At 57.5% G+C, this 14,608-nt stretch carries 11 protein-coding genes; all 11 read left to right on the top strand.

The window, feature by feature from the left end; genetic code table 11:
* The first annotated feature begins 161 nt into the window (after positions 1-161).
* The 11 genes from ABD903_RS15650 to ABD903_RS15600 all read left to right on the top strand — a co-directional run bounded on the left by ABD903_RS15650 (position 162) and on the right by ABD903_RS15600 (position 14,585).
* On the top strand, positions 162-2,114 hold the full coding sequence (locus ABD903_RS15650) for a DNA topoisomerase IV subunit B (protein ID WP_345225810.1): 1,953 nt from the start codon (positions 162-164) through the stop codon (positions 2,112-2,114).
* Positions 2,115-2,285: 171 nt separating this feature from the next.
* Positions 2,286-2,975: a hypothetical protein gene (locus ABD903_RS15645; RefSeq protein ID WP_345225809.1), complete on the top strand. Its 690-nt coding sequence runs from the start codon at positions 2,286-2,288 to the stop codon at positions 2,973-2,975.
* Between the two features lie 22 nt (positions 2,976-2,997).
* Entirely contained in the window at positions 2,998-3,642 is a 645-nt protein-coding gene (locus ABD903_RS15640) for a hypothetical protein (protein ID WP_345225807.1), read from the top strand.
* Positions 3,621-4,412 (top strand): sensor histidine kinase, encoded by a 792-nt coding sequence (locus ABD903_RS15635; RefSeq protein WP_345225805.1) that lies wholly within the window; start codon positions 3,621-3,623, stop codon positions 4,410-4,412. The genes ABD903_RS15640 and ABD903_RS15635 overlap by 22 nt, the downstream gene beginning before the upstream one ends.
* A gap of 44 nt (positions 4,413-4,456) precedes the next feature.
* Positions 4,457-5,131, top strand: coding sequence for a response regulator (locus tag ABD903_RS15630; RefSeq protein ID WP_345225803.1), 675 nt, complete (start codon positions 4,457-4,459; stop codon positions 5,129-5,131).
* Between the two features lie 261 nt (positions 5,132-5,392).
* The gene (locus ABD903_RS15625; RefSeq protein WP_345225801.1) at positions 5,393-6,847 is read left to right on the top strand and encodes a hypothetical protein; all 1,455 of its coding nucleotides are present in this window, start codon (positions 5,393-5,395) and stop codon (positions 6,845-6,847) included.
* Positions 6,848-7,147: 300 nt separating this feature from the next.
* The gene (gene kaiC, locus ABD903_RS15620) at positions 7,148-8,881 is read left to right on the top strand and encodes a circadian clock protein KaiC (protein ID WP_345225799.1); all 1,734 of its coding nucleotides are present in this window, start codon (positions 7,148-7,150) and stop codon (positions 8,879-8,881) included.
* 8 nt (positions 8,882-8,889) lie between these two features.
* Positions 8,890-9,213, top strand: coding sequence for a circadian clock KaiB family protein (locus ABD903_RS15615; RefSeq protein WP_345225798.1), 324 nt, complete (start codon positions 8,890-8,892; stop codon positions 9,211-9,213).
* 7 nt (positions 9,214-9,220) lie between these two features.
* Positions 9,221-9,538, top strand: a complete 318-nt coding sequence (locus ABD903_RS15610) for a circadian clock KaiB family protein (RefSeq protein ID WP_345225796.1) — start codon at positions 9,221-9,223, stop codon at positions 9,536-9,538.
* 3 nt (positions 9,539-9,541) lie between these two features.
* The gene (locus ABD903_RS15605) at positions 9,542-11,257 is read left to right on the top strand and encodes an ATP-binding protein (RefSeq protein ID WP_345225794.1); all 1,716 of its coding nucleotides are present in this window, start codon (positions 9,542-9,544) and stop codon (positions 11,255-11,257) included.
* A 667-nt stretch (positions 11,258-11,924) separates the two neighbouring features.
* Positions 11,925-14,585 carry a DNA gyrase/topoisomerase IV subunit A gene (locus ABD903_RS15600; RefSeq protein WP_425555513.1) on the top strand — a complete coding sequence of 887 codons (2,661 nt, stop codon included), beginning with the start codon at positions 11,925-11,927 and terminating at the stop codon, positions 14,583-14,585.
* Positions 14,586-14,608: the final 23 nt, after the last annotated feature.

The raw sequence follows: 14,608 nt of genomic DNA, 5'->3' as shown, positions 1-14,608 counted from the left end.
CGGAATTTTCGGATTTTTGGCTGAACCTATCCGCTGCTAGCAAGGTTAGGCAAGATGCGGTTTTGCCAAGGATAATAGCTTGGCGCCGCAGCGTGGTAGAGGCGGTAAACATCGCCTTTCTGCGTTATTTTACCGCTTAAACGTACTGAAGGATATTACGCATGGCTGACCAGCAATTCCCGCTCGCCGAAGAAGCTGACCTCGACTTGAACGCCAAAACCGCCGACCACGGCTACAACGAGGATTCCATCCGCTCGTTGGACTGGCGCGAACATATTCGTCTGCGCCCGGGCATGTACATCGGCAAGCTCGGCGACGGCTCCTCGCCCGACGACGGCATTTACATTCTCGTGAAGGAGGTTATCGACAACTCCATCGACGAGCACATGATGGGCTATGGCCGCACCATTGAGGTGAAAATCACCGACCAGCGCGTAACCGTGCGCGACTACGGCCGCGGCATTCCGCTGGGCAAGGTGGTAGATGTAGTGAGCAAGATCAACACCGGTGGCAAGTACGACTCCAAGGTCTTCCAGAAATCGGTGGGCCTGAACGGTGTGGGTACCAAGGCCGTGAATGCGCTCAGTAAAACCTTTGTGGTACAGAGCGTACGCGAAGGCCAGATGAAGTCGGCCGAGTTCGAGGGCGGTATTCTCAAGAGCAACCCCAAGCCCATCAAGACCAGCCAGCGCAACGGCACCTTGATGATGTTCGAGCCCGACGACACCATCTTCCGCAACTACCGCTTCTTCCCGGAGTTTCTGGACAGCCAGATGTGGAACTACGCGTACCTGAACGCGGGCCTCACCATCAACTTCAACGGCCAGAAGTACCATTCCGAAAACGGCCTGCGCGACCTACTGGAGCGTAAAACCGACCCCGAGGCCATTCGATACCCCATCATTCATTTGAAGGGCAACGACATCGAAATTGCCTTAACTCACGGCAACGATTACGGCGAGGAGTACTACTCCTTCGTGAATGGCCAGAACACCACGCAGGGCGGCACGCACCTGGCCGCGTTCCGCGAAGGCATCGTGAAAACCCTGCGCGACTTCTACAAAAAGGAGTACGACGCCACCGATATTCGGGCCAGCATTGTGGGCGCCGTGGCTATTCGCGTGCAGGAGCCGGTGTTTGAGTCGCAAACCAAAACCAAGCTCGGCTCCATTGTGATGGAGCCCGATGGCGAGACGGTGCGCAACTTCGTGGTCGATTTCCTCAAGGAAAACCTCGACAACTACCTCCACAAAAACCCCGCAACGGCCGAGAACCTAAAGAAGCGCATTGAGCAGAGCGAGCGGGAGCGGAAGGACATGGCGGGCGTGAAAAAGCTGGCCAACCAGCGCGCCAAAAAAGCCAACCTGCACAACCGCAAGCTGCGCGACTGCCGCTTCCACTTCGGCGCCGACACCAACGACCAAGCCCTTCTTACCACCTTGTTCATAACCGAGGGCGACTCGGCTTCGGGCTCCATTACCAAAAGCCGGAACGTGGAAACCGAGGCCGTATTCAGCTTGCGCGGTAAACCGCTGAATTGCTTCGGGCTGAAGAAAAAAATCGTGTACGAGAACGAGGAGCTGAACCTGCTTCAGCACGCGCTCAACATCGAAGAAGGCCTGGAAGGCCTGCGCTACAACCGCGTGGTAATTGCCACCGACGCCGACGTGGACGGCATGCACATTCGCCTGCTGTTGCTCACGTTCTTCCTGCAGTTCTTCCCCGATTTGGTGCGCAACGGGCACGTGTACATTCTGGAAACGCCGCTGTTCCGGGTGCGCAACAAGAAAACCACCATTTACTGCTACAACGAGCAGGAAAAGCAGGCCGCCATGCGCAAGCTGGGCCGCAACCCGGAAATCACCCGCTTCAAAGGCCTCGGCGAAATCAGCCCCGACGAATTCGGCAAGTTCATCGGCGACAACATTCGCCTGGAGCCGGTGATTCTGCAGTCGGACCGCTCCATCCAAAAGCTGCTGACTTACTACATGGGCAAAAACACGCCCGACCGCCAGACCTTCATCATCGACCACCTGCGCATCGAGAAGGATCTGGTGACGTCCGATACCTTGCCGGCCGAAACCGTAGCCGAAGAGGATTTGGCTTTTAGCTAGAAGCCATTTCTAAAAAATGCCTGTGCTATTTTAAAACGCCCCGCCTGGAACCCACTCCAGCGGGGCGTTTTTGTGCCTCTAAACGTGCTGGCAAATGAATTTAATATAGTGAATGTGCAGTGCTGCCTCGGATAATGTGTACCTTGGCCGTGCTAATTAAATTCTTACTAAATGTTACAATCCGTACATCTGATTTCAGACTCCGTTTTTGCCAAGTGGACATTGGCTTGGGCAGAACAGCAGGAAAACACCAAGCCCTTGCCCTTTTTCAAACGCGATTCGGCTTTCCAGCAAGGCGTTGTTTTGGGGCACGCCAGCGCCAATCTGCTTTTCTCCACCATGGGGGCCAGCACCGTCAAAATCCGCTTCGGCTTGCGTCAGGACGACCAGGGTGCCCACCATTTTGAATTGCTGCTGTTTGGCGTTGATAACTACGGCCAGCGCCTTACGCCCTACTTCAACCCCCAGGCAGGCGAGTTCAGCAACGCTGCTTTAACCAGCGGAGAACAAGGAAACCTTCCGGCCGAGCTGGCAGCTCAGTGGAAAAAACATTGGCAGGAAAAAGTACTGGCCGATGAAGTAACCGCGGCCATGTTTGAAACGCCGTACGGATTTTTGCAGGGCTATAACTACCCGTTGCGCGAGTTTATGGAGGCCGTAAAGCCCTTCGCCAGCTCGCCCGATGTGGCCATTTCCTTCGGGCTGCACAAGTACTTCGGTTTGCCCAAAGAAGCCCACGACACCGAAGGCCGGTTGGTTTACACCTTCGGCTTGCTGTTTAACGCCGTGGCAGTGGGTGCCGCCGACCCAACCGACGACGTGTACTTCGACTTAACGGCCCCTTGCCCACGCACGTGCTAGGCAGCGGCTACCTGATTGGGTAATGGCGTACACCCGCGAGCAGGTAATCATTTTATCGGCGGTTGCGCCCGTTTTGCTGGCCAGCGGCGTGGCGGCCTATCGGTTTCGGCACCTGCCCCAAACGGGGCGGGTGCTGACAGCGCTGGTGTGGTTTGCTTTGGCCACGGAAGTGGTGTCGCGGGTGTGCTGGTTCCTGAAAATCAACAACCTGTTTCTGTGGCCCATTTACATGAGCGTGGAATTCGCCCTGCTCGTGTGGCTGTACAGCTTGGTTACGCCGCCGTACCGGAAGTACGCCACGGTAGCCATTGGCCTTTTCATGGCCGGAGTACTAACCGAGTTTGTGTGGCGCAGCAACCAGCCGCTGGTCATCAGCAACCTGGCCCGCTCCGCCGAAAGCGTTATGATTATAGCGCTGGCTTTGCGCCATGCCTACCGGAGTTTTCGGGAGCCGGTGGCCGGGGAGCTGTGGCGCCAGCCCATGCTGTGGGTGTCGCTGGGGCTGTTGGTGTTCTTTTCGGCTAACTTTTTCATTTACTTATTCATCAATTACGCGCTGAACTACTCCCAGCAGCTTAATTTTCATATTTGGGCAACCCATGCCGGGTTAAATCTGGTGCTGTACGCCGCTTATGCTTACGCTCTATGGATAAGCCCGCCGAAGTAGAGTTTGCCTGGCTTCTGTTTGGCGGGGTGGGCGTAATGCTGCTGCTGGCCACAACCACGGTAATGATTATGATTATCTACCAGCGCCGTGCGTACCGCCAGCAGGTACGGTTGCAACAGTTGGCGCTGGAGTACCAGAAAGAAATGATTAAATCCGTGATAGGCTCCCAGGAAAGCGAGCGGGAGCGGATTACGCGCGACTTACACGACGAAATCGGGGCTTCGCTGTCGGTGGCTAAGCTGTTCGTGAATCAAATTCAGTACGAAGCTCCCTCGCCCGATGTGGCCAAACTGGCCGAGCAGGCCACCGACATCATTTCCGAAACGGTGCGGAGTATTCGGGAAATCGTACATAACCTTTCCTCGGCTAACCTTAACAAACTGGGCCTGCGCAAAGCGCTTGAAACCATTATCAATCGATTGGCGGCCACCGGCATTGAGGTGCAGGTGCATCTCGACCCAAGCGTTGACTCGCTCAGCGAAGCCAAACAATTGGCCGTGTATCGCATTGCCCAGGAGGCTCTGGGTAACACCATAAAACATGCTGGTGCCACCCACGTGTCGTTGCGCATCGAGCCGCAAAGCCCTTGGGTATTGCTCAGCGTAACCGATAACGGCCGCGGCTTCGACCAGGGCCAGGCGCTGGCCGACCGCCCGCCGGGCATGGGTTTGGGCGGCATGCAGGCCCGCGCAGAACTGCACGGGGGGCAGTTATCGGTGGTGTCGGCGGTGGGGCAGGGCACGCACGTGCGGTTGCGGCTGCCGCAATAGGGCAAGGCTTCGAGTCTAAAACGTTATGTAATACTTCAAATGCCATGAATCCGATTACGCTTGCCATTGTAGACGACCACAAGCTATTCCGCCAGGGCTTGCGGCACATTCTGGGGCGGGTGGGCTACCACGAGGTTATAATCGAAGCGGGTTCGGGGCCGGAGCTGCTCACGGCTTTGGAAGCGCAGCAGCCGGATGTGGTTTTGCTCGATCTGCACCTGCCCGACATGGACGGGCGCGCTATCAGCCAAGTGCTACGGGAACAGTACCCCGCCGTTCGCATCATTATTCTGTCGATGAATTACGCCCCCGAGTTCATCCTAGAGCTCATGCGCCTGGGCGTACACGCGTATCTGCCCAAAGACATCGACCAGAAAACGTTGGGCGAGGCCATTGCCCAGGTGCACATGCAGGGCTTCTACATTGATGCCACCACGGCGCAGGTAATGCGCCAGGGGCTTCAGGAACCGGCAAGTCCGCGCCTTGCCCGCAAAAAGCTGCCGGGCTCGGTGGCGCCGTTGGAGTTAACCGAGCGCGAGCGGGAAGTACTGACGCTGATTTGCAAGGGCCTCAGCTCGCAGCAAATTGCCGATTTGCTGTTCATCAGCTACCGTACCGTAGAGGGGCACCGCAAAAACCTGCTCGATAAAACCGGCATGAGCAACGCCGTAAGCCTGGCGCTGTTTGCGGTGAAGCACCAACTCATTGAGATGGAGTAATACCCGCCTGCTGCGCTACCGGGTTTCGCTCCGCTGTACTTCCCCGTTTTTCGGCCGGAAGAACAGCGGGGCGACGCTTTTCCACCTGGGCCAAGTAGAAACACTCGATTTACAAATAAGGGCGTTTCTACGCTGAAAACGGACTTCGCCGCTGCCGTCCTTTGACATGTCATCTGAAGCTTCACCCCATGACAACGGCGGACGCTGAAAAGCCGCGATAGAGTAAGCATCCATTCCCCTTACAGGTAGCAATCTATTCCCATGATCAACTCCGAAACCCTGGCCGTGGCCGAAGCTGTGCCCGCCACCGAAGCTTCCGCTATTATCGATGCACTCCGCTCCCAGGCCGATGATATTCTTGGTACGGCGCTGGAAGGCAGCCCACTCGTGAGTTTTGCCGTTGGCAGCGCGGGCAATTTTCCTTATTACTGGCAGAACCCCAACAACCTGCTTTTCAACGGAGCTACCTACAACTGGATAGGCCACAACCTGGCAGCCAAGGCCACGCCCGCGCAGCTCGACAGCGACCTGTTCACGACCAATTACATTGAGGTATTCAGCAAGATCGGCTACCACTTGTCTGCTGCCGATAACGACTTGCTGAGCCAGGCCCAGAAAAACGCCACCAACCAGCAGATGGCGCTGCTTAATGCCTGGCGGGCCGCCTACGGTTCGTTGCCGGCCGCTACCGCCACCCAGCAGCCCATCGATATTATTATGAGCACCATTGCCAGCACCTGGGCCAAGCCGGCAACTGACCTCACCAGCATTCAGCAGGCTTCTAACCTGAACGCGCTGCTGAACAACACGCCCGCCAGCGGCCAGCCCATTCGCCCGGTTCTGGCTGCTTACCTGAACGCGCTGGGCACCAGTGTTTCGCTGCAGAACGCCACCACCATGAACAACGGCTACCTGCAGAACGCTCTGCTGGCCGTGCAGTCGCCCACGGCTGCTAACGGCGGCATGGCCATTGACACCATCAGCCAGCTGGTGCCGGCGTACGCGGTTTCCACGCCGCTCAACGACATCATCAACGGCTTGGCCGATACGTCGAACGCGGTGCCGCTGCACATGTCCGTTAAGCGCACCAGTGAATCGGAGGTAACGGTGTCGGTGAATGGCAGCACGGGCTTCTCCATTCCCATTTTCGACTTCTTCAGCGTTTCGGTTGGGGCCAGCGCCAGCTACTTTTCCGATAACATCGCCACCAGCTCCAACTCGGTCGATATTTCCATGGTCTTCAGCGGGGTAACGCTGGTCAATTTCGGGCCGGTTTCCTTTAACCCGTCGCTGAACACCAACTGGCTCTGGATGGAGCCCATCACCGAAGCCATTCAAAACGCGGGCGCCGATGTGTCGGGCTTCCATTTCTCTCCGGCCTGCACCCTCGATTTCTCGCCCAACGGGCCGTTTGGCTACCTCACGGGCGTTGCCATATCCAACTACCCCACGGTGCAAATCACCGTTACCAGCAGCAGCTACCAAAGCATTGCTACCACGTTCCAGCAATCCAGCACGGTAAAAGCTTCTTTCCTGGGCATCCCGTTGGCCTCGGTAACCGAGTCGAGCTACTCCCACTCGGTGCAAACCAACGCCAGCAACTCCTCGGTAACCATTACGCTTACCCCGCCCGCGCCCAGCGTCAGCGGCCCGGTAGAAGGATCGGTTGCCTGGATTTTGGGGGCTCAAACCCATTACCCAGCCGCTTCGGCGTAGCATACGCTTACGCACCACGAAACGCTCCACCGGCCACGCGCAGGTGGGGCGTTTTTGTGTTTCAGGCTTTGGCTTGCGGTAATAGCTTCAGGGGAGCGGTAGGCAAGTAGAGAAGCCAGCCTAAAAGCAGCCGCCGGCTTGGCATTGAGCTGGTCTTACCACTGCTTACGCTGAACGGCCCGGCTGTATTTACGTACCTTTCCAACTGGCTGCTGCTGCCCAAGGTCCGTGAGCTTCTTGTTTGGCTCCTTTTCAATGGTTGGCAGCGCCGCTTATTACCGCTGAATTTTTGCCGCGTTTATGACTGCCATTGCCGCCGCTTTGCCCAAACTGCCCAAAGCCCCCACGGGCATCGATGGGCTCGATGAAATAACAGAAGGCGGGTTGCCGCTGGGGCGCCCCACGTTGGTGTGCGGCAGCGCAGGCTGCGGGAAAACTTTGATGGGCGTGGAGTTCCTGGTGCGTGGCATTCAGGAATTCGACGAGCCAGGGGTACTCATGGCTTTCGAAGAAACGGCCGACGAGCTGGCCGCCAACGTTACGTCGCTGGGGTTCGACCTGAAAGCCTTGCAGGCCGCCGGGAAGCTCAAGCTCGACCACGTGCATGTGGACCGCTCCGAAATCGAGGAAACCGGCGAATACGACTTGGAAGGCCTGTTCATTCGGCTGGGCTACGCCATCGACAGCATTGGCGCCAAGCGCGTGGTGCTTGATACCATTGAGGCTCTGTTTTCGGGCTTCCCCAACCAAGGGGTGCTCCGCTCCGAAATTCGCCGGCTGTTTCGTTGGTTGAAAGACAAGGGCGTAACCACCATTATTACCGCCGAGCGGGGCGAAGGCTCCCTCACGCGCCAAGGCTTGGAAGAATACGTTTCGGACTGCGTTATTCTGCTTGATAACCGCGTTATCGACCAGATTACCACCCGCCGGCTGCGCATTGTGAAGTACCGCGGCAGTACCCACGGCACCAACGAATACCCTTACCTGATCAGCGAATCGGGCATTTCGGTTCTGCCCGTAACCTCGCTCAAGCTGGCCCACGACGTATCCGACGAAATCGTGTCGACGGGCGTGGGCGGGCTCGACGATATGTTTGGGCGCCGCGGTTTGTTTCGGGGCAGCAGCGTGCTTATTACCGGTACTGCCGGCACGGCTAAAACCACGCTGGCGGCTGGTTTTGCCCATGAAATATGCCGCCAAGGCAAACGTTGCCTGTTTTTTGCTTTCGAAGAGTCGCCGCAGCAGTTGGTGCGCAACATGGGTTCGGTGGGCCTGGACCTGGAGCCGTGCATCCGGCAGGGGCAGTTGTACATTGAAGCTTCCCGCCCCACGCTCAATGGCCTGGAGAAGCACCTGGTTACGCTGCACCGGCTCATCAACGAGTTGCAGCCTGATGCCGTGGTCATCGACCCCATTAGCAACCTTATTACGGTGGGCAACATTGCGGAAGTACGCAGCATGCTCACCCGTCTCATCGATTACCTGAAGGTGAAAAATATCACTGCCCTGTTCACGGCTTTGGTGAGCGGCCGCAACGTGCAGCAGGAAATGACGGAGGAAGGGGTTTCCTCGCTCGTGGATACCTGGATTAGCGTGCGTGATTTGGAAGGCGTAGGAGAGCGGAACCGCGGCATCAGCATCCTCAAATCCCGCGGCATGGCGCATTCCAACCAAGTGCGGGAGTTTGTGGTAACCGAACAGGGCATTAAACTCCTGGATGTGGTAATTGGCCCGGGCGGCATTGTTACCGGCGCCAGTCGCTTGTCGCAGCAAATGCAGGAGCAAGCGCAGACTTTGGCCGCGCAGCAGGAAACCGAGCGCAAAGACCGGGAACTGGCCCGCAAGCGCCGCGTGCTGGAAGCTACTATTGCCAACCTGCGCACCGAGTTTGAGTCGGTGGAGGAGGAACTGCGCCAGATCAACCACGAAGAGCGGCAGCGCGTGCAAACGCTCACCCACGGGCGGCAGCAAATTGCCCATCATTTTCCCTCCGAACAGCCGGGTGCCACGCCCGAGCCTCCCCAACATTCGTAGACCTTTTTATGCAAACGGTACCCGCAAGCACTTCATCAGCCATGGACGAGGAAATCTGGGAACTGCGCCTCTACGTAGCTGGTCAAACCATAAAGTCGGTTACGGCCTTGGCGAATCTGAAAAAATACTGCGAAGAGCATTTGCAGGGCCGGTACCAGATCGAAGTCATCGACCTGCTTCAAAACCCACAGCTGGCCGAAGGCGACCAGATATTAGCCATTCCCACGCTTGTGCGCAAAGTGCCCCAGCCCATCCGCAAAATCATCGGCGACTTATCGAACCAGGAGCGCGTGCTGGTGGGGCTCGATATTCGAGCTATTGAGAACAAATAGCGGGCGGATGGAAACAGAAGAATCAGCTGAAACCGCCGGCCCCGAGTACGTGTTGCACCTCTACATTACGGGCGCTACGCCCAACTCCACCCGAGCAGTGCGCAACATTACCGACATTTGCGAACAGTACCTGAAGGGACGTTACGAGTTGCTGGTTGTGGATATTTACCAACAGCCGCAACTGGCTCAGCAGGACCAGATAATTGCGGCTCCCACGCTCGTTAAAAAGAAACCCGGCCTCACGCGCTGGCTGGTTGGCGACCTTTCCGACCGTAGCCGGGTGCTGAAGGTGTTGGGCGTGCCTTTCGACGCCAGCACCCTTTAACCTATGAACAACGTGCCTCCCATGCTTGCTGAGGACCTGGCCCGGGAAAACGAGGAGCTGCGAATTCAATTGCAGGAGGCCGAAGAGCTGCTTACCGCCATTCGTACCGGCGCCGTGGATGCGCTGGCCGTGCAGGGCCCCGAAGGCCCGCGCATTTTCACCCTTGAAGGCGCCGACCAGGGCTACCGCACCCTCATCGAGCAGATGAACGAAGGGGCGGTGCTGCTCAGCGAAGACGGCCTCATTCTTTACGCTAACGCCTGCGTTGCCGCGTGGCTTTACGAGCCGCTCCACGGCCTTATCGGTACTTCCTTCGCGAACCTGCTTCCCGACAACCTGCTGCTGCGCTGGCAAGCCTTGCTCGCGAAGGGCTGGGCCGGCAGCGCCAAAGGCGAACTTCCGTTGCGCTCCGGCAAAGACGTGTTTCGTCCACTGGCCCTTTCCATGAAAGCGTTGGTGTTCAATGGCACGCCGGTGCTGTCGGTTATCTTAACCGACCTTGCCGCGCAACGCGAGATGCAGGTCATTCAAGCGCGTATCTCGGCTCAGGATGCGCTTATCGAGTACAAAAACGAGCAGCTTGCCCGGCAACAAACCGAGCGCAAAGCAGCCGAACAAGCCATTGCCGAAGCCCAGCGTATGCTGGAAGGCATTCCCCAAATTGCCTGGACGGCCACTCCCGACGGCCGGAATTCCTACCTCAACCGTCAGTGGTTTGTATATACCGGCCAAACACCCCAGGCCGATATGAATAGCATCATTGGCAACCACATTCACCCCGATGATTTGGCGACGGCGGGAGAAGGGTGGCAGAAATGCTTGGCCACCGGCGAGCCGCTGGAAGTGGAATGCCGGATTTTGGATGCCTCCGGTCAATATAGATGGATGTTGGGCCGGGCCTTGCCATCGTATGATGCGCAAGGCGCCATAATGCAATGGATAGGCACGTACACCGACATTCACGAGCACAAGCTGGCCCTGGAGCGCATCGACCAGGCCCAGCATCAGTTGCAGGATAACAACGCTCAATTGCTGCGTGCAAACGTCGACCTCGATAACTTCATCTACACCGCCTCGCACGATCTAAAGGCGCCCATCAACAACATTGAAGGCCTGTTGCAGGCCTTGCTAAGCGAGCTTCCGCCAGCCGTTTTGGCTCAAGAGCAGGTGCAGCCTTTGCTGGCTATGATGCAGGATTCCGTCGACCGGTTTAAGCGCACCATTGAGCACTTAACCGAGGTAACCAAGCTGCAAAAGGAGCAGGAGCAACCCGCGGCCCTGGTCGATCTGGAAGCCCTAATTCACGACGTACAACAGGATCTGGCCCCGTTGATGCACGCCGTCGACGGCGAGTTGGAGGTAGATGTGAAGACCTGCCCAACTATTTCGTTTGCCGAAAAGAACCTGCGCAGCGTAGTGTATAATTTGCTGAGCAACGCCTTTAAGTACAGCGCCTCCGGTCGTCCGGCGCGGGTGAAGATTAGTTGCACCGAAGCCGGCCCATACGTGCGTTTGGTGGTGGCGGATAACGGGTTGGGATTGAACTTAGCCGGAAGTCAGCGGCTATTCACCATGTTTCAGCGCTTCCACGACCACGTGGAAGGCAGCGGCATTGGCCTGTACATGGTCAAGAAGATTCTGGAAAACGCGGGCGGGCACATTGAGGTGCAAAGCCAAATTGGGCAGGGTTCGGTATTTACGGCCCTGTTTCCCCGCTAATGCGGTTGCTGAGTTCCAGCTCCCAACCTCGTGGTAGTGCAAGGTAGCGTCAGGCCATCAGGGCGCTAGAAGGAGGGGTATGTGGAGCTGTCAGGCTGGGCTTCAGGTGGTGTTGGGTCATCACAATACGACGTGCATGGTTGGCCCAGCCTGCTAGGAAACAGCCAAAGCGTATTTTGACTGATTTACCCTGTGTACGGGCATCAGATTGGTGCGCAATGAGTGGATTTGCTAACATTTTGAGTTGTCGCGGCTAGTTAAATACTAAATAATTTAGGAACTTTATGCGCGTGCAGAGCCTTGAAAATTGTTGCGCTCTGCGCAGCTTACGGTACTTTTGATGGCAACACGCATTCCACTTCCTGACCAATCCGCACCAACTGTGGTCAACACTGAATTCCCGACCCCCGACGATACCCCGCGCGACGAGCAGCCGGAACTGTTCGGCGCGGGCGACACGGTAGATTTTGGCGACTCCGCCGCCGCGGCAGACACCCCCGAAGCTTCTGATTCGGGGCAGGCCGATAACCCCGACGAGTTGCCCCTCGACGACCTCGATGGCTTGCTCGATGCTGATTCCGATGAAGAGGCAGCAGAACCAGCCCAGCCCGAAGAAGCCGACTTTAAGCCCGGCGAAACCATTCACGACATTTCCAGCATCGGCGGCATGTACCAGAACTGGTTTCTGGACTACGCTTCCTATGTGATTCTGGAACGGGCCGTGCCCGCCATCGAAGACGGCCTCAAGCCCGTGCAGCGCCGCATTCTGCACGCCATGAAAGAAATGGACGATGGCCGCTTCAACAAAGTGGCCAACGTCATCGGCCAAACGATGCAGTACCACCCACACGGCGACGCTTCCATCGGCGACGCCATCGTGAACCTGGGTCAGAAGGACTTGCTCATCGAAACGCAGGGCAACTGGGGCGACGTACGCACCGGCGACGGCGCCGCCGCTCCTCGTTACATCGAAGCCCGCCTGAGCAAGTTCGCGCTGGATGTGGTCTTCAACCCCGACACCACCGAGTGGCAGGCCAGCTACGACGGCCGCAAGCGCGAGCCGGTAACGCTGCCCGTGAAGTTCCCGCTGCTGCTCGCGCAAGGCATCGAAGGCATTGCCGTGGGTCTTTCCACGAAGATTATGCCCCACAACTTCCGCGAGTTGTGCAAGGCCAGCATCGACGTACTCAAGGGCCGCGACATTGTGCTGTACCCCGACTTCCCGGCCGGCGGCCTCTGCGACGTAACGAACTACAATGGTGGCCTGCGCGGCTCCAAGCTGCGCCTGCGCGCCACCATCGAGAAGGCCGACAAGACCATGCTCGTGATTCGCGACGTGCCCTACGGTACCACCACCACTGGGGTGATGGAAAGCATCGTGAAGGCGTCGGAGGCGAATAAAATCAAGATCAAGAAGGTGGTCGACAACACCGCCGCCACCGTGGAAATTCAGGTGCACCTGCCCACCGGCGTGTCGCCCGACCTGACTATGGACGCGCTGTACGCCTTCACCGACTGCGAAATCAGCCTCTCGCCCAACACCTGCGTCATCATCGACGAGAAGCCGCGCTTTGTGGCCGTGGAGGATATGCTGCGCCTGAGCACCCAGAAAACCCTGCGGCTGCTGGAGCGCGAGCTGGAAATCCGGCAGGACGAGCTGCAGGAAAAGTGGCACTCGGCGTCGCTGGAAAAAATCTTCATCGAAAACCGCATCTACCGCAAAATTGAGGAGTGCGAAACCTGGGCCGAAATTCTGGAGACCATCGATACCGGCCTCAAGAAATACGTGCGTATTCAGGGCGAGAAGGAGCGGGCCAACGACGCGCGCATTGTGCTGCGCCGCGCCATTACCGAAGACGACCTCACGCGCCTGACCGAAATCCGCATCAAGCGCATTTCCAAGTACGACGGCTTCAAGGCCGACGAGTTGATTCAGAAGTTGGAAGCCGAGCTGGAAGAAGTAGCCGACAATTTGGCCAACCTCACCCGCTACGCCATTCGCTACTTCGAGGGCCTGCTGAAGAAGTACGGCGACGGCAAGGAGCGCAAAACCGAGCTGCGCACGTTTGATGTGGTAACGGCCCAAAAAGTAGCCGTAGCCAACCAGAAGCTGTACGTGAACCGCCAAGACGGTTTTGTGGGCCACGGCCTGAAAAAGGACGAGTTCGTGTGCGACTGTTCCGACCTCGATGACATCATTGCCATCAAGCGCGACGGATCGTTCGTGGTGACCAAAATTGCCGAGAAGACCTTCGTGGGCAAGGATATTCTGCACGTGGGCATCTACAACAAGAACGACGACCGACTGGTGTACAACATGGTGTACCAGGATGGCCCCTCGGGCATCAGCTACGGCAAGCGTTTCCTGGTTACGGGCATTACGCGCGACAAAAGCTACGACCTGACCAAGGGCGGCAAAAACTCCAAGGTGCTGTACCTAACGGCTAACCCGAACTCCGAATCAGAGGTGTTGTCCATTCAGCTCTCGGACAAGGCCCCGGCAAGGGTAAAGCAGTTCGACTTCGATTTTGCCGAATTGGCCATCAAGGGCAAGGGTTCGATGGGCAACATCGTGACTAAGCAACCCGTCAAGAAAATCACCCAGAAATCGTTAGGCGACTCCACCCTTGGAGGCCGCGAAATCTTCTTCGACGAGGTGGTGGGCCGCCTGAACACCGGCGGCCACGGTCGCTTCTTGGGTACGTTCGATACCGACAACACGGTGCTGGTGGTGTACAAAGACGGCTCGTACGAACTGACGCCGCCCGACCCAGCTATTCACTTCGAAGTGCGCAACATCGCGCTGCTGCGCAAGTTCGAGCCCGATACGGTCATCAACGCGGTGTACCTGGAAGGTGAAACGAAGACCTACTTCGTGAAACGTTTCCGGATCGAAACGAGCACCGTGGCTAAGCGCTTCTCGTTCCTGCCCGAAACCAAAGGCACGAGCTTGTCCTGCGTAACCTGCGGCGTAGTGCCCGAAATAGAGGTAAAGGTGCAGAAGGAGAAAAAAGGGGAGAAGCTCACCGAGCGCATTCACCTGCATGAGTTCATCGACGTGAAAGGCTGGAAGGCCATGGGCAACAAGCTCAACTACTTTAAGGTGCTGAGCGTGGAATTACTCACCGACGAAGGCCCCGAGCCGGAGCGCAAAGCCCAGCAGAAAAAGAAGGGTCCGGCCACCATTCCCAAGCCCGTTAACGGCAGTGCAGCGGGAGAAGCCGAGCCTCTGCCCGAGCACGTAGGCGACGTAGAAGTAACCGCCGAAGATGTGGCGCAAGCACAGGCAATATTGCGCCGGCCCAAGTCGCAGATGACGCTGTTTTAAGCCTGATTGACTTGTATTACGCG

Source organism: Hymenobacter koreensis (assembly GCF_039541855.1).
Classification (GTDB): domain Bacteria; phylum Bacteroidota; class Bacteroidia; order Cytophagales; family Hymenobacteraceae; genus Solirubrum; species Solirubrum koreensis.
The sequence above is the reverse complement of the archived record's forward strand: the minus strand, read 5'-3'. Positions and strand labels throughout refer to the sequence as shown.